The 25,085-nt window shown below is 65.6% G+C and carries 25 protein-coding genes; 6 read left to right on the top strand and 19 right to left on the bottom strand.

The window, feature by feature from the left end; genetic code table 11:
• Nucleotides 1-35 precede the first annotated feature (35 nt).
• From dnaG to AABA51_RS12710, 8 genes are all read right to left on the bottom strand, one after another.
• Nucleotides 36-1,976, bottom strand: a complete 1,941-nt coding sequence (dnaG, locus tag AABA51_RS12745; protein ID WP_338272289.1) for a DNA primase — start codon at nucleotides 1,974-1,976, stop codon at nucleotides 36-38.
• 84 nt (nucleotides 1,977-2,060) lie between these two features.
• Nucleotides 2,061-2,630: a sarcosine oxidase subunit gamma gene (locus tag AABA51_RS12740; protein WP_338272288.1), complete on the bottom strand. Its 570-nt coding sequence runs from the start codon at nucleotides 2,628-2,630 to the stop codon at nucleotides 2,061-2,063.
• The gene (locus tag AABA51_RS12735; RefSeq protein WP_338272286.1) at nucleotides 2,623-5,556 is read right to left on the bottom strand and encodes a sarcosine oxidase subunit alpha family protein; all 2,934 of its coding nucleotides are present in this window, start codon (nucleotides 5,554-5,556) and stop codon (nucleotides 2,623-2,625) included. Before AABA51_RS12735 ends, AABA51_RS12740 begins: the two co-directional genes overlap by 8 nt.
• Entirely contained in the window at nucleotides 5,553-5,816 is a 264-nt protein-coding gene (locus AABA51_RS12730; protein WP_338272285.1) for a sarcosine oxidase subunit delta, read from the bottom strand. The genes AABA51_RS12735 and AABA51_RS12730 overlap by 4 nt, the downstream gene beginning before the upstream one ends.
• A gap of 13 nt (nucleotides 5,817-5,829) precedes the next feature.
• Nucleotides 5,830-7,083: a sarcosine oxidase subunit beta family protein gene (locus AABA51_RS12725; RefSeq protein ID WP_338272283.1), complete on the bottom strand. Its 1,254-nt coding sequence runs from the start codon at nucleotides 7,081-7,083 to the stop codon at nucleotides 5,830-5,832.
• A 106-nt stretch (nucleotides 7,084-7,189) separates the two neighbouring features.
• Nucleotides 7,190-7,729 (bottom strand): hypothetical protein, encoded by a 540-nt coding sequence (locus AABA51_RS12720; RefSeq protein ID WP_338272282.1) that lies wholly within the window; start codon nucleotides 7,727-7,729, stop codon nucleotides 7,190-7,192.
• Nucleotides 7,730-7,751: 22 nt separating this feature from the next.
• Complete coding sequence (locus tag AABA51_RS12715) at nucleotides 7,752-8,315, bottom strand: TadE/TadG family type IV pilus assembly protein (RefSeq protein ID WP_338272280.1); 564 nt, start codon at nucleotides 8,313-8,315, stop codon at nucleotides 7,752-7,754.
• 16 nt (nucleotides 8,316-8,331) lie between these two features.
• Complete coding sequence (locus AABA51_RS12710; RefSeq protein WP_338272279.1) at nucleotides 8,332-9,999, bottom strand: TadE/TadG family type IV pilus assembly protein; 1,668 nt, start codon at nucleotides 9,997-9,999, stop codon at nucleotides 8,332-8,334.
• Nucleotides 10,000-10,241: 242 nt separating this feature from the next.
• On the opposite strand from AABA51_RS12710, the gene AABA51_RS12705 reads away from it, so the two are divergent.
• Nucleotides 10,242-11,675 (top strand): Glu/Leu/Phe/Val family dehydrogenase, encoded by a 1,434-nt coding sequence (locus AABA51_RS12705; protein WP_338272278.1) that lies wholly within the window; start codon nucleotides 10,242-10,244, stop codon nucleotides 11,673-11,675.
• 6 nt (nucleotides 11,676-11,681) lie between these two features.
• Here AABA51_RS12705 and AABA51_RS12700 read toward each other — a convergent pair whose 3' ends face one another.
• On the bottom strand, nucleotides 11,682-12,206 hold the full coding sequence (locus tag AABA51_RS12700; protein WP_338272277.1) for a hypothetical protein: 525 nt from the start codon (nucleotides 12,204-12,206) through the stop codon (nucleotides 11,682-11,684).
• A 181-nt stretch (nucleotides 12,207-12,387) separates the two neighbouring features.
• Here AABA51_RS12700 and AABA51_RS12695 point away from each other — a divergent pair, with 181 nt between their 5' ends.
• From AABA51_RS12695 to AABA51_RS12685, 3 genes are all read left to right on the top strand, one after another.
• Nucleotides 12,388-13,299: a pirin family protein gene (locus AABA51_RS12695; RefSeq protein WP_338272276.1), complete on the top strand. Its 912-nt coding sequence runs from the start codon at nucleotides 12,388-12,390 to the stop codon at nucleotides 13,297-13,299.
• 70 nt (nucleotides 13,300-13,369) lie between these two features.
• Nucleotides 13,370-14,146, top strand: a complete 777-nt coding sequence (locus tag AABA51_RS12690; protein ID WP_338272275.1) for an alpha/beta fold hydrolase — start codon at nucleotides 13,370-13,372, stop codon at nucleotides 14,144-14,146.
• A 115-nt stretch (nucleotides 14,147-14,261) separates the two neighbouring features.
• Nucleotides 14,262-14,843, top strand: coding sequence for a transposase (locus tag AABA51_RS12685; RefSeq protein ID WP_338272274.1), 582 nt, complete (start codon nucleotides 14,262-14,264; stop codon nucleotides 14,841-14,843).
• Nucleotides 14,844-14,900: 57 nt separating this feature from the next.
• Here AABA51_RS12685 and AABA51_RS12680 read toward each other — a convergent pair whose 3' ends face one another.
• The 3 genes from AABA51_RS12680 to lepA all read right to left on the bottom strand — a co-directional run bounded on the left by AABA51_RS12680 (nucleotide 14,901) and on the right by lepA (nucleotide 18,657).
• Nucleotides 14,901-15,218, bottom strand: a complete 318-nt coding sequence (locus tag AABA51_RS12680) for a hypothetical protein (protein WP_338272273.1) — start codon at nucleotides 15,216-15,218, stop codon at nucleotides 14,901-14,903.
• Nucleotides 15,219-15,391: 173 nt separating this feature from the next.
• Nucleotides 15,392-16,234: a DUF4747 family protein gene (locus AABA51_RS12675; RefSeq protein WP_338272272.1), complete on the bottom strand. Its 843-nt coding sequence runs from the start codon at nucleotides 16,232-16,234 to the stop codon at nucleotides 15,392-15,394.
• A 623-nt stretch (nucleotides 16,235-16,857) separates the two neighbouring features.
• Nucleotides 16,858-18,657, bottom strand: a complete 1,800-nt coding sequence (gene lepA / locus AABA51_RS12670; protein ID WP_338272271.1) for a translation elongation factor 4 — start codon at nucleotides 18,655-18,657, stop codon at nucleotides 16,858-16,860.
• Between the two features lie 458 nt (nucleotides 18,658-19,115).
• Here lepA and AABA51_RS12665 point away from each other — a divergent pair, with 458 nt between their 5' ends.
• A complete protein-coding gene (locus AABA51_RS12665) occupies nucleotides 19,116-19,439 on the top strand; it encodes a hypothetical protein (protein ID WP_338272270.1) in 324 nt (107 codons plus the stop codon).
• Nucleotides 19,440-19,622: 183 nt separating this feature from the next.
• On the opposite strand, the gene AABA51_RS12660 is transcribed toward AABA51_RS12665, so the two are convergent.
• The gene (locus tag AABA51_RS12660) at nucleotides 19,623-20,057 is read right to left on the bottom strand and encodes a low molecular weight protein-tyrosine-phosphatase (protein ID WP_338272269.1); all 435 of its coding nucleotides are present in this window, start codon (nucleotides 20,055-20,057) and stop codon (nucleotides 19,623-19,625) included.
• Nucleotides 20,058-20,160: 103 nt separating this feature from the next.
• Between AABA51_RS12660 and AABA51_RS12655 the strand changes: the two genes are divergently transcribed.
• On the top strand, nucleotides 20,161-20,844 hold the full coding sequence (locus tag AABA51_RS12655) for an NAD-dependent deacylase (protein ID WP_425328810.1): 684 nt from the start codon (nucleotides 20,161-20,163) through the stop codon (nucleotides 20,842-20,844).
• A gap of 258 nt (nucleotides 20,845-21,102) precedes the next feature.
• Here AABA51_RS12655 and AABA51_RS12650 read toward each other — a convergent pair whose 3' ends face one another.
• The 6 genes from AABA51_RS12650 to thiM all read right to left on the bottom strand — a co-directional run bounded on the left by AABA51_RS12650 (nucleotide 21,103) and on the right by thiM (nucleotide 25,078).
• Nucleotides 21,103-21,600, bottom strand: a complete 498-nt coding sequence (locus tag AABA51_RS12650; RefSeq protein ID WP_338272268.1) for a copper chaperone PCu(A)C — start codon at nucleotides 21,598-21,600, stop codon at nucleotides 21,103-21,105.
• A 49-nt stretch (nucleotides 21,601-21,649) separates the two neighbouring features.
• Nucleotides 21,650-22,018 (bottom strand): hypothetical protein, encoded by a 369-nt coding sequence (locus AABA51_RS12645; RefSeq protein ID WP_338272267.1) that lies wholly within the window; start codon nucleotides 22,016-22,018, stop codon nucleotides 21,650-21,652.
• Between the two features lie 99 nt (nucleotides 22,019-22,117).
• On the bottom strand, nucleotides 22,118-22,882 hold the full coding sequence (locus tag AABA51_RS12640; RefSeq protein ID WP_338272266.1) for a 3-oxoacyl-ACP reductase: 765 nt from the start codon (nucleotides 22,880-22,882) through the stop codon (nucleotides 22,118-22,120).
• Nucleotides 22,879-23,685: a bifunctional hydroxymethylpyrimidine kinase/phosphomethylpyrimidine kinase gene (thiD, locus tag AABA51_RS12635; RefSeq protein ID WP_338272265.1), complete on the bottom strand. Its 807-nt coding sequence runs from the start codon at nucleotides 23,683-23,685 to the stop codon at nucleotides 22,879-22,881. Before thiD ends, AABA51_RS12640 begins: the two co-directional genes overlap by 4 nt.
• Nucleotides 23,682-24,290: a thiamine phosphate synthase gene (thiE, locus tag AABA51_RS12630; RefSeq protein ID WP_338276582.1), complete on the bottom strand. Its 609-nt coding sequence runs from the start codon at nucleotides 24,288-24,290 to the stop codon at nucleotides 23,682-23,684. Before thiE ends, thiD begins: the two co-directional genes overlap by 4 nt.
• Nucleotides 24,290-25,078: a hydroxyethylthiazole kinase gene (thiM, locus tag AABA51_RS12625; protein ID WP_338272264.1), complete on the bottom strand. Its 789-nt coding sequence runs from the start codon at nucleotides 25,076-25,078 to the stop codon at nucleotides 24,290-24,292. Before thiM ends, thiE begins: the two co-directional genes overlap by 1 nt.
• Nucleotides 25,079-25,085 lie beyond the last annotated feature (7 nt).

Raw genomic sequence — 25,085 nt, 5'->3', positions numbered from 1 at the left:
TTATGTAAGGCGAATCACTGATTCGCATAGGGCACTTAACGGGTTTTCTTCTCCCAGACGCGGGCCTCTATCAAGGCACGCAGACGATCCGACAGCGCGTCTGTGTCTTCGCTGACAGCGCCTTGCATGTCCGAGCCCGCAGAACGACCCGCCGTAAGGCGGCGCTGAACGGCGTGGTTGAGACGGCGACCAAGCCGCGTATCCCCCTCGGATAAATGGTCAAGATCCTCCAGTGCCTCGGTCATCTCGGCCTTCAGCGCGCGCTCGGCGTGATACTTCGCGAACTCCTCGGTCAGGCAGGCCTCGGCACGCGCTGCATCCGGCGGGCCCGCAAGGATCGGGTTGATCCGCAGATGGGCCATCGACCGCAGGCTTTCAAGGGCGGGCCCGAGACCGGCGGCGGTGCAGGCCGCCGTCATCGCCGCGTCATCCGCCGCCTCGGCGGTCAGGATCAGGTCGACCAAGGCCGCATGATCGGCGTGGCGGGGCGCAAGCCGGTCAAGATCGGTCTCGAACCGCGGGGCAAGCGCGGGATACCGGCAAAGCGTAGCGAGGATCAGCATCACCCGCAGGTCTTCGGCCGACAGCGCCCCCGACCCGAGCGCGGAGGATCGCGTTTCGGCCAAGGGCATCTGCGCTTCGGCAAAGCCGCGACCACGCCAGGGCGCGCGGTCGCGTCCCTGTTGCGCGGCGGGCCGGAACAGCGCGCGGCGCAGATCGGCCAGCGCTTCGCCATAATGGCGGCGCAGGCCCTGGTCGGGGATCTGGCCGATGGCCTGCCGTAACCGGCGGTCGAGGGCCGCGCGCCGCTCGGGCGTGTCGAACACCTGCCCCTCGGTCTCGCGCCGCCAGAGCATCCGCACCAAGGGTTCTGAGGCATCAAGCTGCGCCTGCATCGCGTCGCGTCCGCGCGCCTTGATCAGCTCGTCGGGGTCCAGCCCCTCGGGCATCAGGCAAAAGCGCAGCGTCTTGCCGGGTTCGAGCATCGGCAGGGCCAGATCGACCAGCCGCAGCGCCGCGCGCAGGCCCGCCTTGTCGCCATCCAGCGCGATGATCGGCTCATCGGCGATCCGCCACATCAGCCGCAACTGGTCGGCGGTGATCGCGGTCCCCAAGGGCGCGACCGAGGCCCCAAAGCCCGCCTGAACCAGCGCGATCACATCCATGTAGCCTTCGGCGACGACAAGGGGCTGGCCCTTGCCCGCCGCGTCCCGCGCAGGCCCGTGATTGTAGAGCGCGCGTCCCTTGTCGAAGAGCGGGGTTTCGCGGGAATTGAGGTATTTGGCCCGGGCATTGGGGTCCATCGCCCGCCCGCCAAAGCCGATGCAGCGCCCGCGCGCATCGCGGATCGGGAACATGATCCGGTCGCGAAAGGCGTCATAGGGCGCGCCGCCGTCATCGGGACGGGTGGCGATGCCGGCCTCGACCACGTCGGCCTCGGGGATGCCCTTGCCGGTCAGGGCCGTCAGCGCGCCTTGGCGGATGCCGGGCGCGAAACCGATCTCGAACCTGTCGAGCGCGCTGGCATCGAGGCCGCGGCGATCCAGATAGGCGCGCGCCTCGGCCGCGGCACCGGTTTTCAGCTGAAGCCGGTAATGCGCGACGGCGGCCTCCATCGCGGCGGCAAGCTTGGTGGCGCGGTCGGCCTGTTTCGCGGCTTGGGGGTCGCGGGCAGGCATCTGCATCCCGGCCTCGCGGGCGAGGATTTCGACAGCCTCCATGAAGCCCACATTCTCGGTTTCCTGCACGAACCCCAGCGCGTCGCCTTTGGCGTGGCAGCCGAAACAGTAATAGAACCCCTTGCGGTCATCGACGTGGAAACTGGCGGACTTTTCCTGGTGGAACGGGCAGGGGGCCCAGAAATCGCCCTTGGCCTGGTTCGATTTGCGATTGTCCCAGATCACCTTGCGGCCCACGACCTGGCTGATCGGGACGCGGTTGCGTAACTCGTCAAGGAAGCCGGGCGGGAGACTCATGCCTAGTAATATCGGGGGGGGGACGGGCCCTGTCCAGATGCGCTGCCAAGAAAGGCTGGGGATGAATTTCCGGTAGACGTGATCTCAGGGCACGCTGTGCCCGTCGCGGGCCCGCCGCGCGGCCACGGCCGTCATGGCACGGGTCAGCTCATGCACGGCGCTGTGGGCCATGGACCGAAAGACGAAGATCTCGAACGCCGCGCCGCCCGGATGCAGGATGAGGCAGGACATATGCCCCAGAAGCGTGCGCCGCGCCGATCCCTTGGGGCAGGCGGCGGGGGACAGGTCGATCGGGACAAGGCGGGCCAGCACATCGCGGCTGTCCGCCCCGTCGAGACAGAGATGCGCCCAAGCGTCGGATTGATCGATCAGCGCCGCATGCGCGGCAAGGGTCTGCGCGGGGGCCGTCCCGATCAGGAATGCCTGATCAAGACCCGACCACGCGATCCGCGCGGGGCCCGCGTCGTGAAAGCTGCCCGGTGCGGGAAAGGGCAGGCCATGGGCCGCCTGCAGGGCTGTGCCGACAGCCGCTGTCTGAGCGCGGAGCGGCAGGATGGCCCAGATCGGCGCTTGCGGGGCTTCGGTCAGGGTCACGCCGCCGACACTGACCGGGGTCAGGCCATGGGTGGGCGATAGCGCGATCAACTCAGCCACGGGCGCGCCCTCCCTCTGGGTCGAAGAACACGGGCGATACGACCTCCACCTTTGTCCGGATGCCGCGCAACGCATCGACCATCATGATCTCGTGCCCCTCGCGGTCCGGCCCATGACGCAAGAAGGCGAGCGCGATCATGTGGCCCAGCGTGGGCGAGGATCCGACCGAGGTGACATATCCCTGATCGTGGCGCGCGACATGTGGGTCATCCTGGTTGAAGAGCCGCGCGCCTGCGGTCAGAACCCCACCAGCCTCAATGGGTTTGAGGCCCACCAACCGCTCCCGCGCGGGGGCGAGCAGGCCGGGGCGGGCGGCGGCGGCCTTGCCGATGAAATCCTTCTTGGCCGACAGCATCCCCTGCATCCCGATGTCAAAGGCGGTGACGCGGCCATGGATCTCGGCATGGGTGATGAAGCCCTTTTCCAGCCGCAGGACGTTCAGCGCCTCCATCCCGTAGGCACCGCCGCCCAAGACCTCGGCCCGGGCGACGAGATCGCGGTAGAGCGCCGCCCCATTGCGCGCGGGCACGGCGATCTCATAGGCGCGCTCACCGGAAAAGGAGATGCGGAAAAGCCGCGCCGCGATGCCATGCACCCGCACTGTGCCGCAGCCCATGAAGGGGAAGGCCGTATCGTCGATGGGCGCGTCCAGAACCCCGTTCAACAGCGTGCGCGCCAGCGGCCCCGCGATGGAAAACTGCGCCCATTGTTCCGTCACCGACAGGAACCGCACGTCCAGATCGGGGCAGAGCGCCTGCGCGGCGAAATCCATATGGGCCATGACCTGCCCGGCAGCGGCGGTGGTCGTCGTCATGACGAAGTGATCTTGTCCCAGACGCGCGCTGGTGCCGTCATCCATGACATGCCCATCCTCGCGCAGCATGAGGCCATAGCGGACGCGGCCGACAGGCAGGGTCGAGAAGGTGTTCGTATACAAGAAGTCGAGGAAGGCGCCTGCATCCCGCCCCATGATCTCGATCTTGCCCAGCGTCGAGACATCGACGATGCCCACCGCGTTGCGCACCATCGCCACTTCGCGGCCGCAGGCTTGCTGCCATGTCGTCTCGCCCGGCGCGGGGAAATAGCTGGGGCGATACCACAGACCCGCCTCGATCAGGGGCGCACCGCGCGCGACACTGGCGTCATGGCTGGTGGTGAAGCGTTCGGGGGCAAAGCCCTTGCCCTCGGCGCCTGCGCCCATCGCCTTGAGCGTCACGGGAACAAAGGGCGGGCGGAAGGTCGTGGTGCCGGTGTCCGCGATCCCGCGCCCCGTGGCATCGGCCAGGATGGCGAGCGCCCCGATATTCGACGATTTGCCCTGATCGGGGGCCATGCCCTGCGTCGTGTAGCGCTTCATGTGCTCGACGGAGGCGAAGCCCTCGGCGGCGGCCTGTTTCACATCCTTGGTGGTCACGTCATTGGCGAAATCGAGCCAGGCGCGGCCCGCTGCCGCCACTGCCCAAAGCGCGCGGCCCCGGCCCGGATCGTCGCTGGCCGGGGGCAGAGCGATCTTGCGCGGTTTGCGGCCAAGGGCCGCGAGCGCCCTGAGCGCCGCCTCATGCCCCTCGCGCAGGCAGCCCGCGACAGACAGCGTGCCGTTGCAGGACCCCGCCGGATGCAGACCGGGCACGGCCGCAGGCGCGGGCACAAACATCGCGCGCGCATCGTCCCAGACGGGTCGCGCGCCCAGATGGCAGGTCAGGTGCACCGCCGGGTTCCATCCCCCCGAAACCCCAAGGCAATCGAGGTCCAGCCGCTGTTCGGTCCCGTTCCGGCGGATCGTCACCTCGCTCAGGCCAAGCCGTCCGCGCGTGCCTACGACCTCGGCCCCGGCGATCAGGCGATAATCGCCTTGCACCACCGCATCGGGGCGGGGGTCGATCACGGTGAGCCTGGAAAACCCCTGCTGCCCGGCAAGCGCCGTAATGGTGCGATGGGCGTGGTCGTTGGTGACGAAAAAGCCGATGCGGCGGCCCGGGGCCACGCCGAAACGCTCCGCATAGGTGGCGATGGCCGAGGTCATCATCACGCCGGGTCGGTCATTGGCCGGAAAGGCGATGGGCCGTTCCAGGGCACCGGTGGCCAGCACCGCCTGCCGCGCCCTGATCCGCCAGAAGGTTTCGCGCGGCAGGTCGGGGTCGGGGGCCAGATGCAGCCCGGTGCGTTCCAGCGCCCCGTAGCTGCCGTCATCATAGACGCCGGTCACGGCGGTGCGCAGCATGATCCGCACATTGGGCAGGCTTTTCAGATGGTCGAGCCAGACCTGCGCCCAAGCGGCTGCGCCCAGCTCTCCGATCTGGCCATCCTGCGGGCCGGTTTGCCCGCCTGCGACCATCGCATCCTCGGCCAAGATCACATCGGCCCCGGCCTCGGCTGCTGTGAGCGCCGCCATGATCCCCGTGATGCCCGCCCCGATCACCAGCACATCGCAAAAGGCGAAAGCCTTTTCCGACGGCGCGCCGCCTGCCTCGCCCGACAGCGCGCCAAGACCCGCCGCGCGGCGGATCAGCGGCTCGTAGACCCGTTCCCAGAAGCTGCGCGGCCACATGAAGGTCTTGTAGTAGAACCCCGCGCCGAGAAAGGGATGCAGCAGATCGTTGACCGCCATCAGGTCGCGGTGCAGCGGGCCGAGGTGGTTCTGGCTGATGACCTCGAGCCCCTCGTAGATCTCCTGCACGGTGGCGCGGATATTGGGCATTCGGTCAGGGCCGTTGCCCACCGTCACCAGCGCATTCGGTTCCTCGGAGCCTGCGGTCAGGATGCCGCGCGGACGGTGGTATTTGAACGAGCGCCCGACCAGCCGGATATCATTGGCCAGAAGCGCCGAGGCGACCGTATCCCCCGCGCGCCCCGTCACCCTTTGCCCGTTGAAGGTGAAGGTGACATTGGCCGCGCCTTCGCCCTGCCATGTGCTGCCGACCCTCATCGCGCCCCCTCGCGGGCGAGCGTCGCACCGGCGATCGCATGGGTCACCGTGTTGCGCGACACGACCAGCCATGCGCCGCAGCCCGCCCCGTGATACCACAATTCGCGCGTTGGCCCGGCGGGGTTGTCGCGGTTGTGCAGGTGGTCGTCCCAAGCGGTCGGCGGCGCGTCGGGGGCGGGGCGCTTCATATGGGTTTCATGCCCTTTGCAGGTGAATTCGCGGATGTCGCGGGGCCCGCATTGGGGGCAGGGGATGAGCATCTGGTCCGGCCTCTCAATGAAGGTTGTGCTGGCTGCCCGTGCCCTCTTCGTCCATCAGGCCATGGCCCGTGGCGAAACGGTCGAGACGGTAGCGCGCGGCGGCGGGGTGCGGTTGGTCGGTCGCGATCAGATGGGCAAAGCAATCGCCCGATCCCGGCACCGCCTTGAACCCGCCGTAGCACCAGCCGCAATTCAGGTAGAGACCCTCGACATGGGTGCGGTCGATGATGGGCGATCCATCGGGCGACATGTCCATGATGCCGCCCCAGCTGCGCAGCATCCGCGCCTGTCCGATCACGGGCATCAGCGTCATCGCGGCCTCGACCACATGTTCGGCCATGGGCAGGTTGCCGCGCGCGGCATAGGAGGCGTAGAAATCCAGATCGCCACCAAAGACCAGCCCGCCCTTGTCGGATTGGCTGATGTAGAAATGGCCCATGCCATAGGTCACCACATGGTCGATCACGGGTTTCAGCCCCTCGGTGACGAAGGCCTGAAGGATGTGGCTTTCGATGGGCAGACGCATCCCGGCCATGGCCGCCACCTGGCTCGAGCGTCCCGCCACCACGATCCCGACCTTTTTCGCCCGGATGGAACCGCGCGTGGTCTGCACGCCGGTCACGCGCCCGTTTTCGATGTCGATCCCCGTGACCTCGCAATTCTGGATCAGGTCGACGCCGCGCCGGTCGGCGGCGCGGGCAAAGCCCCAGGCCACCGCGTCATGCCGCGCCGTGCCGCCGCGCGGATGGTAAAGCCCGCCATAGATCGGGAACCGCGTCTGGTCATAGTCGAGATAGGGCAGGATCTCGCGGCAGCCGTCGCGGTCCAAGAGGATCGCATCATCGCCTTGCGCGATCATCATGTTGCCCCGCCGGGCCGCCGCGTCGCGCTGCCCGTCGGAATGGAACAGGTTGATGACGCCGCGCTGGCTGTGCATCACGTTGTAGTTCAGGTCCTGCTCCAGCCCTTCCCAGAGCTTGAGGGAATGGGAATAGAATTCGGAATTGCCGGGAAGCCCGTAATTGGCCCGCACGATGGTGGTGTTGCGCCCCACGTTGCCGCCGCCCAGATAGCCTTTCTCGAGCACCGCGACATTGGTCAGCCCGTGCCGCTTGGCCAGGTAATGCGCGGTGGCCAGCCCGTGGCCGCCGCCACCGATGATCACGATGTCATAGGCACCTTTCGGCGCGGGGTCGCGCCAGGCTGGCCGCCAGCCGCGATTGCCCGTGATCCCCTGTGCCAGCACCTGCCAGCCCGAATAGCGCATGTTCTGCCCCTTGGCCGTCCTGCAGGGGCACTATCGGGGTGTGATCGGGCAAAAGAAAGCCCAGCCGCGACACGGGCGGGCATGCGCGCGACGCGGCATGGCCGGGTCAACAGCTGTTCTGTGTTTCGTAGGGGACCTGGCCTGCGTATCGCGGCCGGGTAAAGGTGAAATTCGTGAAGGTGATCAGGTCGATGCCCATATTGAAGGCCGGGCGATAGGGGATGAAGGACTGCACGAGGATCAGCCGCTCGGCATCGACCATGTCGGGCAAGAGATCGCCCATGTCGACGAGGTTGGACGTGAACAGCGCCGCTTCGCCGTTGGTGGCAGCGGACCATTCCACGCAATGGCTGTCGGTCTCGGCCTCATACACGATCTGGGAGACCCGCAAGCGTATGCCGCCGGTGTTGCGCACAAGACCATCCACCAAGGTCGCGTAACCGTCGATGTCGCTCCGCCGCAAGGTCATCGTCTGCCGCGAGATCACGTCGGAAATCGCATAGGTCGCCTTGATCGAGCTGTTGTAGCTGCGAAACGCGTCGAAAAAGACGAAACTCGAGATGTAGCACCACGCAAGAACCGGCGTGATGATGGCCGTCTCCATCGCGATGGCGGCCCGTTCGTCGCGCCAGAATCTGCGGATCATCCCTATCGGCATGGCCATCCCCTCATTGCGGTTCGTTCACGAAGACGGAGGAGGCGACGATATGCAGACCGCCCGTGTCGTCGCGCACGAGGTTCAGGCCAAAGCCCGAAAAGGGCAGGAGCCGGTCCACGATGGCGCAGACACGGATCACCACGAGGTCATTGTTCTGACCCTGCCGGAATTCGTTCGCCGGCTGGATCGTGAGGTCCCGGCGATCGACGCAAGACACATCCGCCGCAGGCAGGGCATAGGTTGTCGTGTCGATCACGCGCAGATCGACCACCAGCACGGTGTCGCAATCGGGGATCGCGCCGGTGTTGTCGCAGATCGCCTCCGAAATATCGGCGGCGGTCAAGGCACGGGGCTGGCCGGTTTCCGCATCCGTGATGGTGCGCGCAAGCCGCAACAGGCGCACCGCCTCGTCCAGTGAGCGTTCCAGCAAAACCTGCCGCGTCAGGATCACGCCATTCTCGAAAACCGCGATGAACAGGGTGATGACGACCGGGAACATGATGACGAATTCCATCGTCGCGGTGGCCCGTTCATCGCGCGCGAAACGGGTGATCAGCTTGCACAGACCGGTCATGCCTTGCCCCCCGTTGTCATTGCACCAGCCGCAGGCGGTTGATCGATTGTGCGATCGAGGCAAAGGCATTGCCGATATTGGCATCAGTGACGTTGTAATGATGCGCAGGCGAAGACGCGCAGGCCTGCATTGCGGTCTGTCCGCTCTCGGGCGCTGCGAAGGCGATGGTGAAGATCACGATGCCGCGCGCCTTTGCGGCGGTGCAGACCGCATTCAGCCTCTGGTCGCCGATGGTCCCGTTCGGGGCGACGAATTCGTCAAAGACATTCGGGAAATCGAATTGCGCCTGAAACGCCATGATCGCGGGCTGGCGCCAAGCGTTCACGGTGGATGGCACGCCGTCATGCATGAGCCAGCCATCGGGGCTGAACATGTCCAGAAGCAGGGTGACAAGCGACATCTCGTTCCAGACGTCGCGGTAATCCAGCTGAACGGCCGCCGCCTCGCCATCGGGAAAGTTCCGCCAACGGTCATGGGCTTCGTGCCAGTATTCGTTCCATTGCGCGTAATAGACCGAGATGTTTCCCGTGGCCGGATCGCGCCAGAAGGGGCTGGGGCCTGTGCGGTAGGCGGGCTTCAGGTCATATTGCCGAGAGCTCGCCCCATCGGTCATCAAGACGATGACCTTGGCGGTTCCGGTGTCGTCATAGGCTGCCGGACGCCCCTGGAAATCGGCATGGACATCGCCGCTTGTGATCAGGCCCGACAGGGCCGGGCGTGCTGTGGGATCGAGAAGGGCGGCGGCCCAACGCATCCCCACGTCGATGGCCGTGGCCCCCCTTGGGTCCAGCGCATCGATGGCCGCGTGCAGGTCGGCGATGCTGTTGGACCAGGGAACGACCTGCGCACGTGTCCCCCTGTTGCAGGCAGGTTGGGTGATGGGACGCTGACCATACGTGAGGGACGAGAAATGCCCAAACCGCTGCAGCGGGACCGTCGGGTTCAGACCCAGATCGGGATCGACCGTGGCGAAGGTGTAATGCTGATCGTAGAAGCGGGCGCAGGTCGAATAGCTGTGCTCGTTGGTCAGCGCATAGACCGAGGCAAGTTCGGGCCCGATGTTCACCGTGTAATCATAGGGGATGAGCGACACGGATACGAATTGCTCGCCCGTGCCATTGCCGTTTGCGGCCATCACGGTGCTGACGAAATTGCGGGCCGCCGGTCGCAGGTCATTGATGCGATAGGTCGGGTCCTCGTTCATCGAACCCGAATGGTCGAGCACCAGCGACACCTCGATGTTGCGGGTGCGCTCCTCGGCGGCACCCGCAGCGTAGGAGGTCAGGATCGGCTGACCGAAGAGGTTCATGAACAGGGTCTGGGTGTCGATTTCGGCCCGCGCCGTGACGCGGCGGAAATTGATCCCCGGCTCGACCTCCACCCGGAGCCGATAGTTCTCGAGACCCGAGGTCGCGAAATAGTTTTCGACCACGGCGCGGGGGCTTTGCGTCTGCGTCAGCGAGGCTGCGGCCAGAACCGCCCGGTCCAGCGTGTATTGCAGCTGCACGCGCTGCGTTTCGAACCGCATGACATCGATGGCGATCCCGCCGATCCCCACCATCAGTACGAAGACGACGGTGGCAAAGATCGTGGTGGAGCCATCCTCGCGCCGCCAGAAACGTCGCGCCAGCCGGTGCAGCGCACCCCCCGCAAGGGTCTGCTGGAATGCTGTCGTTCTGTGCATTGCGCAGGCTCCGGCCAATTCCGTCTTCGGGCATTCCCGCGCTGCGGGCCATGCCGTCGCACTGATTGCCGTGCGAGCAGGGCGAAAATGGGGCAGCTTCTTGCACGAAAGACGGTCGTCGCATCTTCTTGCGCGTCGCCGGGCATCGAATGGGTTGAGACACGTGCCCGGCTGTGCACTCCTGAAGGTTGAGTCGGCGCGGGCCTGACCGTCCGACCAACCGGCAGTGGGAGGAGATGCCAATGAACCCGCGTAGTGGTGAACCGAGTTTCCGACAATCCGTGGACCTGATGTTCACCCGCGCCGCAGCGCTGATGGATCTGCCCCCGGGGCTGGAAGAAAAGATCCGCGTCTGCAACTCGACCTATACCGTGCGCTTCGGCGTCCGCCTGCGGGGCGAGATCCATACCTTTACCGGCTATCGGTCGGTCCATTCCGAACACACCGAACCGGTCAAGGGCGGTATCCGCTACGCGCTGTCCGTCAACCAGGACGAGGTGGAGGCGCTGGCCGCGCTGATGACCTACAAATGCGCGCTGGTGGAGGCGCCCTTCGGCGGGTCAAAGGGTGGGCTTTGCATCGATCCCCGCCAATGGGACCAGGACGAGATCGAAAAGATCACCCGCCGTTTCGCCTATGAGCTGATCAAGCGCGACCTGATCCACCCGGCGCAGAACGTGCCCGCCCCCGACATGGGCACGGGCGAACGCGAGATGGCGATCATCGCCGATCAATATGCACGGATGAACACCACCGACATCAACGCGCGGGCCTGTGTCACCGGCAAGCCGATCCATGCGGGCGGCATCCAGGGGCGGGTCGAGGCGACGGGCCGGGGGGTGCAATACGCGCTTCAGGAATTCTTCCGCCATCCCGAGGATGTTAAGGCTGCGAAGCTGTCCGGCACGCTCGACGGCAAGCGCGTGATCGTTCAGGGCCTTGGCAATGTGGGCTATCACGCGGCGCTGTTCCTCTCGACCGAGGACGGGTGCAAGGTCACCCATGTGATCGAACGCGACGGAGGGCTGTCGAACCCGGACGGGCTCGACATCGTGGCCCTGCGCGACTGGATCATCCGCAACGACGGCGTCAGGGGCTGCCCCTTGGGGATCTATCACGAAGATGGCGCCAAGCTCTTGGAGGCCGAGTGCGACATCCTGATCCCCGCCGCGATGGAAGGCGTGATCAACATGCACAACGCCCCCGCGATCAAGGCCCCGCTGATCATCGAGGCGGCGAACGGCCCGGTGACGGCGGGCGCCGATGAAATCCTGCGCCACAAGGGGACGGTCATCATCCCCGATCTCTACGCCAATGCGGGCGGCGTGACGGTCAGCTATTTCGAATGGGTCAAGAACCTGTCGCATATCCGCTTTGGCCGGATGCAGCGCCGCCAGGAAGAGGCGCGCCATCAGCTCATCGTGGACGAGCTCGAACGCATCAGCCGCGACAGTTCGATCAACTGGACGCTGTCACCCGGCTTCAAGGAGAAATACCTGCGCGGCGCGGGCGAGCTTGAGCTGGTGCGCTCGGGCCTCGACGACACGATGCGCGCGGCCTACCAGTCGATGCGCGAGGTCTGGTGGACCCATGACAATGTGACCGACCTGCGCACGGCGGCCTTTCTCGTCAGCATCGACCGGGTGGCGAAAAGCTATACCGCCAAGGGGATCTGAGGCAGTTCAGCGACGGCGGGGCAATTCGCCCCGCTGCTCGGCGACGATGATCCGGATCAGGTCGGCGACCGGTTTCGCCTGGCTTCCGGCGGTCGCCCCGCCCACGGCCACGCGCCGTCCCGACCGGTACCAGAGCGCCGGCGCATAGACCCGGCCCCGCGTCGTGGGGGCCTTGAGCCGCACCAGGAACCCGCCTGCGGGCTTGAAGGCAAAGATCGACCGGTCGACGCTGTCGACCTCGTCATGGGTGAACAGCACACGCCCGCCCGCCTCGCGAAGCGCGCTGCGCGTCAATTCCAGCGTCACGCCCGTGGCCAGCCAGACTTTCCACGACAGGTAGAGCGCACCCGCCCCCATCACGATCAGGAACAGGAGCCAACCGGGATCGGCAGGCGGCGTTGCCGCCGCGACATAGATCAGCAACAGCCCCAAAAGCCCCACGACACCCGTCGTGAACACGCGCCGGATCGGATGCGGATCGATCGTGGCCAGCACCTCGTCCGGGTCGGGGGTCTTGTCGCGTTTCGCCATCTCTTGCTGCCGTCTGTCCGCCGTGACTGCCTGATGCCCCTTAGCGCGTCAGGCAAGGATTGGCGAGGGGGCGGCCATCCGTGTCCCTGCACCAATGCACACTCACCCTGTGGGGCGCTCCATTGCACGGCCTTCTGCGCCTGCTACATCTGTCCCGACACGTCAGATGAGGGATGTTGCCATGTCGATCCGCCCCGTTCTCGAAACCCGCAAGGCCCGCCCGACGATGGAAGGCGCAGGCGTCCACCTGCACCGCGCCTTCGGCTTTCAGGATCCGACCGAACTGGACCCGTTCCTGCTCTTCGACGATTTCCGCAACGACCACCCCGATTTCTACCGCGACGGCTTTCCCTGGCACCCGCACCGGGGGATCGAGACCATCACCTATGTGCTGGCGGGCACGGTCGAACATGCTGACAGCCTTGGCAATCGCGGGCGGCTTGGCGCGGGTTCGGTCCAATGGATGACGGCAGGATCGGGCATTTTGCATCAGGAAATGCCGCTGGGGAACGCCAAGGGGCAGATGCATGGGTTCCAGCTTTGGGGCAATCTGCCCGGCAGCCAGAAGATGACCGCGCCCCGCTACCAGGACATCCAGGGCGCCGATATCCCCGAGGTGACGGATGACGACGGCACCCATGTGCGCGTCATCACCGGGGAATTCTGGGGCAAGCGCGGCCCCGTCGACGGGATCGCCGCCGATCCGCAATATCTGGACGTGACCGTCCCCGCCGGTCTGCGAAAGACCTTTCGGATCGACACTTATCGCCGCGCCTTTGCCTATGTTTTCGATGGGGCTGCGTCCTTTGCCGATGCCTCCCGCCCGCAGGGTGTGCTGCTCGAGAAAGAGGTCATGGGCCAAGAGGTCAACATCCGCGACCTGTCGGGCGACCGCACCCTGGTGCGCTTTGGCACGGGCGACGAGGTGACGGTTCAGGCCGGGCCGAAAGGCGTGCGGTTCCTCCTGATCTCGGGCGCGCCGATCGAGGAGCCGGTCGCGTGGCACGGGCCTATCGTCATGAATACGCAGGCGGAATTGCAACAGGCGATGCGCGATCTGCGCAACGGAACCTTCATCCGGCCCGCGCATTGACCGGCCTCGCCTTGTGCCGTTTCCGGTTTGCTCTGGCCATCGGCCCGCGGCTTGCCCTATCCCTTGAGCCATGCTGCGCATCCTGACCGAGGGCGACGAGAGCGCCCAACCGCCCATCCTGATCGCCCATGGCCTGTTCGGCTCTGCCCGGAACTGGGGCGTGATCGCGAAACGCCTGTCCGACACGCGCCGCGTGATCACGGTGGACATGCGCAACCATGGCGAAAGCGATTGGACCGACAGCCACAGCTACCCCGACCTGGCCGAGGATCTGGCCGAGGTGATCGCGGCCCACGGCGGGCAGGCGGATGTGCTGGGGCACTCGATGGGGGGCAAGGCGGCTATGGCCTTGTCCTTGTTGTATTCTTCGGCGGTGCGCCGGTTGATCGTGGCCGATATCGCGCCGGTCGCTTATGGCCATACCCAGCAGCATCTGATCGACGCGATGCGGGCCATCGACCTGTCCCGGGTCGAGACGCGGGGCGATGCGGACCGGCAGCTGGCGGCGCATGTGGAGGCCGCGGGCGTGCGCGCGTTCCTGCTCCAATCGCTTGATGTCAAAGCGAAAAAATGGCGTTTGAACCTGGATGTGCTGGAACGCTTCATGCCCGAGATCCTGGGCTGGCCGGAGCTTTCGGGGGCCTTTGAGGGGCCTGCGCTGTTCCTGTCGGGGGCAGCCTCCGACTACGTGAAGCCCGAGCATCGCCCGGCGATCAAGGCGCTTTTTCCGGGCGCGAAATTCGCCAAGATCCCCGGCGCGGGCCACTGGCTGCATGCCGACCGCCCGCGCGAGTTCGAAGCGGCGATCCGTGCGTTTTTCGGCGCCGGGGCTGTCGGGACGGCGTAGGGAAAACGTAGGGTTCCTGTCGTGCATCCGTCGTTACAGCCGCAGGGCGGGGCGGCGCGGGTCGGGCCGCAGCCGTTTACGCAGCCTTAACCCTGTTTCGGGCAGGCTGATCCCGATGTCGGAGTATCGCCGCCCGCCCGTGACCGGGGCCATCGTGTTCTTCACCGTGACGCTTGCGGCGCGGGGCGGGGATGTGTTGGTGCGCGAGGTCGGTCTGTTGCGCGACGCGGTGCGGGCGACGCGGGTCGAGCGGCCATTCGGGATCGAGGCATTCGTGGTTCTGCCCGATCATATCCACGCGGTGTGGCAGATGCCGCCGGGTGACCGGGCCTACGGCGTGCGATGGGGCGCGATCAAGTCGCGGTTCACCCGCGCGGTGCGGGAGAAGTACGGGTCGGATGGATCGGGGTGTAGGGTGGGGTTCCACCCCACCGATGGCGCACGGGTCGGGCCGGGGGTGGTGGGGTGGAACCCCACCCTACGGTCGGCGTCGAAGATCCGCAAAGGCGATGCGGGGTTGTGGCAACGCCGGTTCTGGGAGCACCACATCCGCGACGAGGCGGATTATTGGGCGCATGTGCGGTATTGTTGGTGGAACCCGGTGAAACACGGGTTCGTCACGCGGCCGGAGGATTGGCCGTTTTCCTCGGTCCATCGGGATGGGCGGTATGTGCCGGGGATGGATTTGGGGGTTTAGGGTGGGTGAAACCCACGCGAGTGTGTGGGGGGGAGGGGAAATGTTCCTTGCGGCTTACTAAACATCCTCGTCGTCAAGCGGATCAGCTTCATTCTTAATTTCCGCTACATCAACAAGTATTGCAGCAGCGGCTAAGCCTGCGAAAATTGAATATGAGAATAAAAAATATGCAATAGCGCTGGTTACATTATTCGTGTATGCCAAATAAAAAACAGATGCAAAAAGTGCTGATATTTGCACAAGAACGAAATGAAAGAATGCAGAAACGACCCGCAAAAAGAAGCTTTTCTCTCCACCTTCTTGGATGGCCGCCAAAAACAAACCTCTCGAAAGCGCAATAAATATCGCAATTGCTCCTAGCGAAAATGCAGTCAAGCTGGGGAGTATGGTAAAGGCTAATGATGGCCACTCATCAGCATGCCGTATTGTCCCGTTATCGTACCAAAGGCTGTTTGTGGCCAATGTGAATAAGATTGCGCATAGAAGATAAGGTGAGCGTAGCAACGAGACGATGCCACCATAGGCTCTCCAATATGTTTGATATGCGTTCACTCAGCAGCCTGTCCAGCGATAACACGAAGGAGAGTCACGCTGCTGTCACTTGACTTAAGGTCGCGCGATAAAATCCTAGGCTTAGCTGCAGTATTAATTTCATCTGCTGATCCATCTTCCAACTTGCCCTTTGCAATCACATGGCCGTTTTCTGCGCCCACCTCAATCTCGGCCTTTAGTTCTTCGTCGAGTGCGATAGTATTTGCGTGACTTGATTTCGTGTACTTTGATATTTGTCTTTTGACCCCGCGATTGCGAAGCTTGTCTATTAGGTCTTTTTTCTCTTGTGCAAGGCTATCGCCAGCATTTGGTATGGAAAAGTCAATCTCTAGGGATTTCAGAACTGGGAGGTTGTAGATCCTTTCAACTGTGCCTATCTCTGGCAATACGGTCACGGAGAGATCGATTTGTAATTCATTTGCAACTGGAAGAAGCACAGCCCGAAAGGCGCTGCCTAGAGAGGTCGGCGAGATAGTTTCACCTTCATCGTTCTTTATTTCTGAGAATAAAGAGTGATCCGACTCTCGAAACGACCAAGAAAACATTTTTGATGGATAGCCAAAGTCTTTGGCGCCATCCACTAAAAGTGCCTGCACATCAGTTTGTTCCATGGAGGACTCTTGGATAGCTTTTCCTGCGAGTCGATGCCATACTCCTATCTTCCCATGGAAAAGCCCATCTAACCTTTTTGTCGGAGGAGTCAGTTTGGCATACCAATCTCGGCCGTAAGCTTGTCCTTCTTTTTCACAAGAAATTTCAAAAATCTTATGATATATGCCGTCAGGATGTGGATCGGCAGCAACATTTATAACCGTATACTTTGCGGACCGCTTTCTCATCGTACCTCCAACCACTTGAAAAATAATTGTCGCAGAACGTCTTTATTTTCAGTCCGAGCTTTTCAGCCTGTCCCTCGAATTGAGCGGAACGTTAAACCCATCCACCTTCAACGCATTTTAAACGCGCTCTGCGACATCTCCACCTCCTTGACCCGTCCCATCACTGCGCCGACATCCCCGGCACCTCGGCCATGAGGGCGGGCACCGAGATGTCTTCATCGAAACGCAGGTCGGTTGCCGAAACGGCCATGGATACCCTTTTGATATTCTAAGTGTATCGAAAGTTTCTCACCCTGTCACCAGCCATGGTGCGCCTCAAGGCGCACCCTACGCGGGGGCGGCGGTGCCGGGGTGGAGCCGGGCCTGTGGGGGGGAGGGGTTGGTGGGTTTCACCCACCCTACGGGGTGGTGCGTCTCAAGGCGCACCCTACGCGGGGGCGGTGGTGCCGGGGTGGAGCCGGGCCTGTGGGGGGAGGGGGTGGTGGGTTTCACCCACCCTACGGGGGGCGTCGTGACAGGCGGGGCGTGAGGGGGACGCGCGTGGGCCGGGCTGAAGCCCGGCCTACGGGTTGTATCGAGGATTGGTTTCCGGCGGGGGTTACGCGTGGTGGGTTGCACCCACCCTACCCATCCATCTTGAGCGCGTTGATGAAGGCCGATTGCGGGATCTCGACCTTGCCGAACTGGCGCATCTTTTTCTTCCCGGCCTTTTGCTTGTCCAACAACTTCCGCTTGCGGGTCGCGTCGCCGCCGTAGCATTTGGCCGTCACGTCCTTCCTGAGCGCGGCGATGGTTTCGCGCGCGATCACGCGGCCGCCGATGGCTGCCTGGATCGGGATCTTGAACATGTGGCGCGGGATCAGGTCCTTGAGCTTTTCGCACATGGCCCGCCCCCGCATCTCGGCCCGGTCGCGGTGGACCATGATCGAGAGCGCATCGACCGGTTCGTCATTCACGAGGATCTGCATCTTGACGAGGTAATCCTCGCGGTAGCCGATCATCTGGTAATCGAAGGAGGCATAGCCCTTGGTCACCGATTTCAGCCGGTCGTAGAAGTCGAAGACCACCTCGTTCAGCGGCAGGTCATAGACGACCATGGCGCGCGAGCCGGCATAGGTGAGGTCGAGCTGTTCGCCGCGCCGGTCCTGGCAGAGTTTCAGCACGTCGCCGAGATATTCGTCGGGGACAAGGATGGTCGCCTTGATCCGCGGCTCCTCGATATGGTCGACATGGGTCAGGTCGGGCATGTCGGCGGGGTTGTGCAGCTCGATCATGGAGCCGTCGCGCATGTGGACATGGTAGATGACCGAGGGCGCGGTGGTGATCAGGTCGATGTCATATTCACGCTCGAGCCGGTCGCGGATGACCTCGAGGTGCAGAAGCCCGAGGAACCCGCAGCGGAAGCCGAAGCCAAGCGCTGCGGAGGTTTCCATCTCGAAGGTGAAGGAGGCGTCGTTGAGCGCGAGTTTCTCCATCGCGTCGCGCAGGTCTTCGAAGTCATTCGCATCCACGGGGAAGAGGCCGCAGAAGACCACGGGGATGGAGGGTTTGAAGCCCGGCAGCGCGGTGGCGCATTGCTTTTTCTCATGCGTGACCGTGTCGCCCACGCGGGTGTCGCGGACCTGCTTGATCTGGGCGGTGAAAAACCCGATCTCGCCCGGTCCGAGTTCCGCGATGTCCTGCATGGCGGGTTTGAAGACGCCCAGGCGGTCGATCTGGTAGGTGCCGCCGGTTTTCATCATGCGGATGCGGTCGCCCTTTTTCACCACGCCGTCGATGACGCGGATGAGGACGACGACGCCGAGATAGGGGTCGTAATAGCTGTCGACGAGCATCGCCTTGAGGGGCGCGTCGCGTTCGCCCTTGGGCGCGGGCAGGCGAGTGACGATGGCCTCCAGCACCTCGGGGATGCCGAGGCCCGTCTTGGCCGAGATCGGCACGGCGTCGGAGGCATCGATGCCGATCACATCCTCGATCTGTTCCTTGACGCGGTCAGGCTCGGCCGCGGGCAGGTCGATCTTGTTGAGGACGGGCACGATTTCATGGTCGGCATCGATGGCCTGGTAGACATTGGCGAGCGTCTGCGCCTCGACCCCCTGGGAGGCGTCGACGACCAGAAGCGAGCCTTCGACCGCCTGCATGGAGCGGCTGACCTCGTAGGCGAAATCGACATGGCCGGGGGTGTCGATGAGGTTCAGGATATAGGTGTGGCCGTCCTGGGCGGGGTATTCGATGCGGACGGTGTTGGCCTTGATCGTGATGCCGCGCTCGCGCTCGATATCCATGCTGTCGAGCAGCTGCTCCTGCATGTCGCGTTCGGCGACCGTGCCGGTCAGCTGGATCAGCCGGTCGGCGAGGGTGGATTTGCCGTGGTCGATATGGGCGACGATGGAGAAGTTGCGGATGCGGTTGAGGTCGGTCATGGCGGCCTGCATGGGGTATGGGTTGCAGGGGGAGATAGCGGAAGGGTGGGGGCAGGGGAAGGGGATGCGGCGATTGAGGCGGTCGGCAGGGTGACACGATTGCATACGTCGGAATCAACTATATCAGCGGCGGAAATGCGCCCCCAGCGCGTTAACAGCGGGCCGAGGGCCGGCCGCGCCATCAAGCTGTAAGCATGCCTTCGGCATGACGGGCCTGCCCCGGGCCCGGCGATTTGGTGACGCTGGGTGCTTCGCTCGGGCAGCAAACGGACTTGGTAGGCATAAAGCGCTTGGAATGTCCGTTGGATCGCCGACCCCAGGCCCGTCGATGGCGCGGGGTCATGCTTCCGGGCACCCTGTCGCATCCGCGTGGACTTGGCGCGCGATTCGGCGCAGAATGGGTGGATAACCGGGCAAAAGACCCGACCCCGAGGCAGTTTCAGATATCGAGGCCCGAGATGACCCGACGCTTGTCCATCCTGTCCGCCCTTGCGCTGGCCGCGCTGGGCGTGATCGCAGCGCCCCAGACGGTCGGGGCCAATGTGATCGAACGCGCATGCCTGCAATCGGGGCGGCCCGCCGCCAGCCGGGCGCTGTGCGATTGCATCGGGCGCGTGGCGCAACAGACCCTCACCGGTGGCCAGATGCGCGCGGGCGCACGGTTTTTCCAGGACCCCCAGCGCGCGCAGGATGTGCGCCAGTCCAACCGCCGCAGCGACGAGGAATTGTGGCGCGCCTGGCGCAATTTCGGCGATACCGCCGAAGCGATGTGCCGGTCCTGAAACCCTGACCCGGCGCTGCCGCTAGAGCGCGTCGCGTTCCTTCGCAGTCACGCGCCGCACTCCAACCTTTTGATGTCGCATGTCCGGGGAGCGCAAAACCGGTTCCCGTTTTTGCGAGACATGCTTTCTGAGTCCGCATGTCCGGGGAGCGCAAAACCGGTTCCCACTTTTGCGCGACATGCTCTAAAGGCTTTCCGCCCAAGCCCCCGCCGCCTGCACGATCTGGGCGGCCACCCCGTCGAAATCGCGGGTGTAATACGGGTCGGGCACATCGCCACCGCCCAGGGGATCGAGGTAGAGCGCCAGCCGCGCCCCGCCGCCGGGGTCAAGCGCCTGCAGGTCGCGCAGGTTCTGCCTGTCCATGGCCAGGATCAGGTCGAAGCGCCGGAAATCGGCGAGGCTCACCTGCCGCGCGCGCAAATCCGCCATCGCAAGGCCGAGCCGCCGCCCCGCCGCCTGCATCGGCGGATAGGGCGGTTCCCCCACATGCCACGCGCCCGTGCCCGCGCTGTCGACCTGCGCCCCGTCGCCCAAGGCGGCGCGCAAGGCGGCCTCGGCGGTGGGCGAGCGGCAGATATTGCCTAGACAGACGCAGAGGATGCGGGTGGGATGGGGCATCGGATCGGGACCTTTGGGGCTGCCGCATGAACCGCAAGACCTTTAGCCTCTCGCCGCAGCCTCTGGCCAGCCCCGCCCGGACCATCGGGGGGCAGGGGGGCTGATGCGGATCGTCATCCTGACCGGGGCGGGGATTTCGGCGGAAAGCGGGCTTGGCACCTTTCGTGACAAGGATGGGCTCTGGACGCGTTACGACCTGTCGGAGGTCGCCACCCCGCAAGGCTTTGCGCGCAACCCCGCGCTGGTCCATGCGTTCTACAATGCGCGCCGGGCCAATGCGCTGGATGCCGCGCCGAATGCCGCGCATCGCGCGCTGGCCCGGTTGCAGGGCGCGCGGGCGGGCGTGACGCTGGTCACGCAGAATGTCGACGATCTGCATGAACGCGGCGGCGCGCGCGAGGTCATCCACATGCATGGCCAGATCACCCGCGCGCTTTGTGCGGCCTGCGATCATCGCTGGGAGGCACCGCGCGTGATGGGACGGGACGATGCCTGCCCCGCCTGCGGGGAACGGATGACGCGGCCCGATATCGTCTGGTTCGGGGAATATCCCTATCACATGGACCGCATCGCCGAGGCCTTGGCGGCCTGTGATCTTTTCGTCGCCATCGGCACCTCGGGCGAGGTCTATCCGGCGGCCGGTTTCGTCGAGGAGGCGGCGGGTTTCGGGGCCGAAACGCTGGAGATCAACCTGGAGCCTTCCGCGCCGGGACGGTTCGACCGGGTCATCACCGGGCCCGCGACCCGCAGCGTTCCCGCCTGGGTCGCGGAGGTTCTGGGCGGTTAGAGCGCGTCGCGTTCCTTCGCAGTCACGCGCCGCACTCCAACCTTTTGATGTCGCATGTCCGGGGAGCGCAAAACCGGTTCCCACTTTTGGGCGACATGCTTTCTGAGTCCGCATGTCCGGGGAGCGCAAAACCGGTTCCCACTTTTGGGCGACATGCTCTGGAGCGGGCTCGAAAAAACGCGCCCGCCTGTCGGAGGAAACAGGCGGGCGCAAAAGGGGGCGCCGGACAAGGGAGGAGGTCGGTGCCCCTGTTCGGTCTCAGCCGCCGTGGCCGTGGCCCTGACCATGGCCCTGGCCGTGCTGCATGCCGCCGCCATGGGCGGGCATGCGGTCGAGATCGACGGGCACGGTCACGGTCAGGGGGGCTGCGGTTTCGAATTCGAGCGTCACGGTGATCTCGTCGCCATGGGCAAGCGGCTGGCGCAGGCCAAGCAACATCACATGCAGGCCGCCGCGTTCCAGAAGCACGGTTTCGCCTGCGGGAAGCGGAATGCCGTCTTCCAGCTCGACCATCCGCATCACGCCATCCGCGTTCTGGATATGGGTGTGCAATTCGACGCGGTCCGCGATGTCGGAGGTCACGCCGACGAGGCGGTCATCGCTGTCGCCGGTGTTCGTCACGGCCATGAAGGCCGCGCCCGAGATCGCCATCGGGCTGGCGGCGCGGGCATAGGGGTCGGTCACCTGCACTTGGGCGAGGGACAGGTTGGGCAGGGCGGCAAGCGCGCCTGCGAACAGGATGGATTTGAAGGACATGGGTCCGGTCTCCGGTCTGGATGAGGATGGGAAAGGTCAGGGGATCGCGTCACGCCGGGACGGGCGGGGCGCGGGCCTGACCGCCGGGGCTGGCCCCGGTCGGCATCCAGTCGGAGATATGGGGGATCAGGGCCGCCGCGCGGCAGGTTCCGGGGGGAACCGGCGTGGCGGGGGCGGGCGGCAGATGGCCTGCGGTGATCACGCAATCGAGGCAGATGTCCCGGTCGAGCGTGACCGGCGCGCCATCGGCATCAAAGAGCGGCAGGCCGTCATGGGCCAGAACCACGGGCGTGGGCCCCGTGACCGAGCAGAGCTGCCGGTCGGCGGCCATCGCGCCGCGCGCCATCCCCAGCCCGATGCCGGTCAGCACCAGCACGAGGATCAGCGGGGGCAGGAAAAGGGCGCGCAGGCGGGTCATGGGCGCTATCTGCGCGAAAGCTTCCCCTTGGGGGAACGCGACAAAACGACAGGTGGTCCGGCGCGGTCGCGGGCGGGCCGCGCGCGCCGGACCTCTGCCTCAGCCAAAGACGAGGCCGCCATCCACGACCAGGTTCTGCCCCGTCACCGCCCGCGCCCAGGGCGAGGCGAAGAAAAGCACCGCATCGGCCATCTCGGCGGGCGTCGTGACATGTCCAAGCGGCGTCTGGCCCGCCACGATGTCAAAGACCGCCTCGGGCGTGGCGCGGCTGGCATCGGTGGTGCGCAAGAGCCCGCCCGAGACCATGTTGACCGTCACGCCCAAGGGCCCCAGTTCCTTGGCCGCTGTCCGGGTGAGCGCCAGAAGCGCGCCCTTGGCGGCGGTGTAATCGTGGTAGGGCACGACCGGGTTCTGGAACAGGTTGGTGCCGATGGTGATGACCCGGCCAAAGCCTTGCTGGGCGAAATGCGGTCTGAGGGCCTGGATGCAGGTGAGCGCGCCGCCCAGGGCGGTTTCGGCCTGCGCCGCGATCTCGGCCCAGGTGAGCTGGTCCAGATGGCTGCGCGCCTCCCCGTTGAAGGAGAAATCGGCCAGCGCGTTATGGACGAGCACATCAGGCGTGCCGAAGCGCGCGGTGATTTCCGCGACCATGGCTGTGACGGCGCCCGCATCGGTCACATCGGCCTGAAAGGCCGCCGCGCGGGGCCCGAGGGTTTCGGCCAGCGCCTCCGCCTCGGTCCGGCTGTTGCGGTAGTTGATCGCCACCCGCGCGCCGTGATGGGCAAAGGCCGTGGCGATGGCGGCCCCAAGGCCCCGGCCCGCGCCGGTGACAAGGACGGTGAGATCGGAAAGCGGTCGGGTCATGATTGGGGGTCCTCGAAGAAAGAGTGGAAATGGTGGGTGGGGCCGTGCCCCTTGCCGACACTCAGCGCATCGGCGCGGGCGATGGCGCGGGCGACATAGGTCTTGGCCCCAAGCGCCGCCTCGGGCAGGGGCAGGCCGCGCCCCAGGAGCGTCGCCAGCGCAGAAGACAGCGTGCAGCCCGTGCCATGGGTCTTGCGCGTGGCATGGCGGGGACCGGGCAGCCAGGTCAGGCCCTCAGCCGTCGCGAGCAGATCGGGGCATGCGCCGCCCGGCAGATGCCCGCCCTTGAGCAGCACCGCCTTTGGCCCCAGCGCCAGCAGGGCTGTCGCCTGATCCTCCATCGCGGGGGCGCTGTCCGCCTCGGGGCGGTCGAGCAGGTCGGCGGCTTCGGGCAAGTTGGGCGTGAGGATCGTGGCCCGCGCCAGCCCCGCGCGCAGCGCCGCCACGGCATCGGCCTGCAACAGGCGGTCGCCGCTTTTGGCCACCATCACCGGGTCGAGCACGATGGGGGCAGACAGCCCGTCAAGCGCCCCCAGAACCGTGTCGACCATGGCGGCCGTGCCCAGCATGCCGATCTTGACCGCGTCGATGCGGATATCGTCGCGCAGGCTGGCGATCTGGGCCGCGACGAAAGCGGGGTCGATCATCCGGACCCCGCTGACGCCTTGGGTGTTTTGCGCGGTGAGCGCCGTGATCGCGGCCATCGCATAGCCGCCATTGGCCGAGATCGCCTTGATATCGGCCTGTATCCCGGCCCCGCCCGATGGGTCGGAGCCTGCGATGGACAGGATATTGGGGATCATGCCGCCCTCCATTCCGCGACGAGGGCCGCCGTGGCCGCCTCCGGATCGGGGGCGCGGGTGATGGCGCTGACCACGGCCATGCCGATGGCCCCGGCCCCCTTGACCGCGCTCGCATCGCCATGGGCCAGCCCGCCGATGGCATAGGTGGGCAGGCCCGTCGCCGCGACGATGGCGGCAAGACCCGCAAAGCCGATGGGGGCTGCATGGTCGGGTTTGGTCGCTGTGGCGCGGACAGGCCCCGCGCCGATGTAATCGACGCCCCGGGGCACGCGCCCCGCCTGCGCGATGGTTTCGACCGAGAGGCCAAGGATCATGCCCTTGGGCAGGCGGCGGCGGATCGCCGTCGCATCCCCGTCGCCCTGGCCCACATGCAGGCCATGCGCGCCGGTGGCGATGGCGACCTCGACCCGGTCATTGACGATGAGCCGCGCGCCAAGGCTTGCCACCTGCGGCAAAAGCCGCGTGACCAGCGCCGCGAGATCGGCATCGGGGGCGCTCTTGTCGCGGATCTGGATCAGGCTTGCGCCGCCCCGGGCTGCGGCCAGCACCTGGTCGGCGACGGGCAGGGGCGCATGCGGATCGGTGATGGCATAGACCGGGCCCATCATGCGCGGCTGACCCTTGCGCCGGTCGTGAGCGTCTCGGGGGTGAGGGCGGCGAGCGCGTCCAGAAACGCGGTCTGGAAACTGCCCGGCCCCTTGGCGCTCTGGGCGGCCCTTTCGCCCGCAAGCCCGTAAAGGGCGAGCGCCGCGACGGTCGCTTGCAGGGCGGGCTGGCCCGGCAGAAAGGCCGCGATCACGCCGTTCAGCGAACAGCCCAAGGCCGTGACACGCGGCATCAGGGCATCGCCATTGGCGACCCGGTAGGCCGCGCTGCCATCGGTGACGTAATCGACGGCACCCGAGACGGCCACGACCGCGCCGGTGCGCTGGGCCAGATCGCGGGCGGCGTCCTCGGCCGCCTCGACGGGATCGGCGGCATCCGCGCCGCGCCCCTTGGCCCCCGCCCCCGCAAGGGCGAGGATTTCGGAGGCATTGCCCCGGATCACTGTCGGCTTTTCCTTGAGCAGATCGGCGCAAACCTCCTGCCGGAAGCGCGTCGCGCCGACACCCACGGGGTCGAGCACCCAGGGGCGGCCATTGGCCCGCATCACGCCCGCCGCCGTCACCATCGCCTCGGCCCATGCCGGATCGAGCGTGCCGATATTGACCGAGAGCGTCTGCGCGAGCCCCGCGAAATCCGCCACTTCCTCGCGCGCATGGACCATGGCGGGGGAGGCGCCCACCGCCAGAAGCACATTGGCCATGATGTTCATGGCGACGTAATTGGTGATGCAATGCACCAGCGGGGGCGATTGCCGCATCCCCGCGAGATAGAGTCCTGTGGTGTCCATTCTCGGT

This window comes from Roseicyclus marinus (genome assembly GCF_036322625.1).
GTDB classification, from domain to species: domain Bacteria; phylum Pseudomonadota; class Alphaproteobacteria; order Rhodobacterales; family Rhodobacteraceae; genus Roseicyclus; species Roseicyclus marinus_A.
The sequence above is the reverse complement of the archived record's forward strand: the minus strand, read 5'-3'. Positions and strand labels throughout refer to the sequence as shown.

What these genes read in the sequence shown, in the direction of transcription:
- dnaG (WP_338272289.1), bottom strand. Translation starts at nt 1,976, where the DNA reads ATGAGTCTCCCGCCCGGCTTCCTTGACGAGTTACGCAACCGCGTCCCG.
- AABA51_RS12735 (WP_338272286.1), bottom strand. Translation starts at nt 5,556, where the DNA reads ATGAGGGTCGGCAGCACATGGCAGGGCGAAGGCGCGGCCAATGTCACC.
- AABA51_RS12730 (WP_338272285.1), bottom strand. Translation starts at nt 5,816, where the DNA reads ATGCTCATCCCCTGCCCCCAATGCGGGCCCCGCGACATCCGCGAATTC.
- AABA51_RS12725 (WP_338272283.1), bottom strand. Translation starts at nt 7,083, where the DNA reads ATGCGCTATTCGGGCTGGCAGGTGCTGGCACAGGGGATCACGGGCAAT.
- AABA51_RS12720 (WP_338272282.1), bottom strand. Translation starts at nt 7,729, where the DNA reads ATGATCCGCAGATTCTGGCGCGACGAACGGGCCGCCATCGCGATGGAG.
- AABA51_RS12715 (WP_338272280.1), bottom strand. Translation starts at nt 8,315, where the DNA reads ATGACCGGTCTGTGCAAGCTGATCACCCGTTTCGCGCGCGATGAACGG.
- AABA51_RS12710 (WP_338272279.1), bottom strand. Translation starts at nt 9,999, where the DNA reads ATGCACAGAACGACAGCATTCCAGCAGACCCTTGCGGGGGGTGCGCTG.
- AABA51_RS12705 (WP_338272278.1), top strand. Translation starts at nt 10,242, where the DNA reads ATGAACCCGCGTAGTGGTGAACCGAGTTTCCGACAATCCGTGGACCTG.
- AABA51_RS12700 (WP_338272277.1), bottom strand. Translation starts at nt 12,206, where the DNA reads ATGGCGAAACGCGACAAGACCCCCGACCCGGACGAGGTGCTGGCCACG.
- AABA51_RS12695 (WP_338272276.1), top strand. Translation starts at nt 12,388, where the DNA reads ATGTCGATCCGCCCCGTTCTCGAAACCCGCAAGGCCCGCCCGACGATG.
- AABA51_RS12690 (WP_338272275.1), top strand. Translation starts at nt 13,370, where the DNA reads ATGCTGCGCATCCTGACCGAGGGCGACGAGAGCGCCCAACCGCCCATC.
- AABA51_RS12685 (WP_338272274.1), top strand. Translation starts at nt 14,262, where the DNA reads ATGTCGGAGTATCGCCGCCCGCCCGTGACCGGGGCCATCGTGTTCTTC.
- AABA51_RS12675 (WP_338272272.1), bottom strand. Translation starts at nt 16,234, where the DNA reads ATGAGAAAGCGGTCCGCAAAGTATACGGTTATAAATGTTGCTGCCGAT.
- lepA (WP_338272271.1), bottom strand. Translation starts at nt 18,657, where the DNA reads ATGACCGACCTCAACCGCATCCGCAACTTCTCCATCGTCGCCCATATC.
- AABA51_RS12665 (WP_338272270.1), top strand. Translation starts at nt 19,116, where the DNA reads ATGACCCGACGCTTGTCCATCCTGTCCGCCCTTGCGCTGGCCGCGCTG.
- AABA51_RS12660 (WP_338272269.1), bottom strand. Translation starts at nt 20,057, where the DNA reads ATGCCCCATCCCACCCGCATCCTCTGCGTCTGTCTAGGCAATATCTGC.
- AABA51_RS12655 (WP_425328810.1), top strand. Translation starts at nt 20,161, where the DNA reads ATGCGGATCGTCATCCTGACCGGGGCGGGGATTTCGGCGGAAAGCGGG.
- AABA51_RS12650 (WP_338272268.1), bottom strand. Translation starts at nt 21,600, where the DNA reads ATGTCCTTCAAATCCATCCTGTTCGCAGGCGCGCTTGCCGCCCTGCCC.
- AABA51_RS12645 (WP_338272267.1), bottom strand. Translation starts at nt 22,018, where the DNA reads ATGACCCGCCTGCGCGCCCTTTTCCTGCCCCCGCTGATCCTCGTGCTG.
- AABA51_RS12640 (WP_338272266.1), bottom strand. Translation starts at nt 22,882, where the DNA reads ATGACCCGACCGCTTTCCGATCTCACCGTCCTTGTCACCGGCGCGGGC.
- thiD (WP_338272265.1), bottom strand. Translation starts at nt 23,685, where the DNA reads ATGATCCCCAATATCCTGTCCATCGCAGGCTCCGACCCATCGGGCGGG.
- thiE (WP_338276582.1), bottom strand. Translation starts at nt 24,290, where the DNA reads ATGGGCCCGGTCTATGCCATCACCGATCCGCATGCGCCCCTGCCCGTC.
- thiM (WP_338272264.1), bottom strand. Translation starts at nt 25,078, where the DNA reads ATGGACACCACAGGACTCTATCTCGCGGGGATGCGGCAATCGCCCCCG.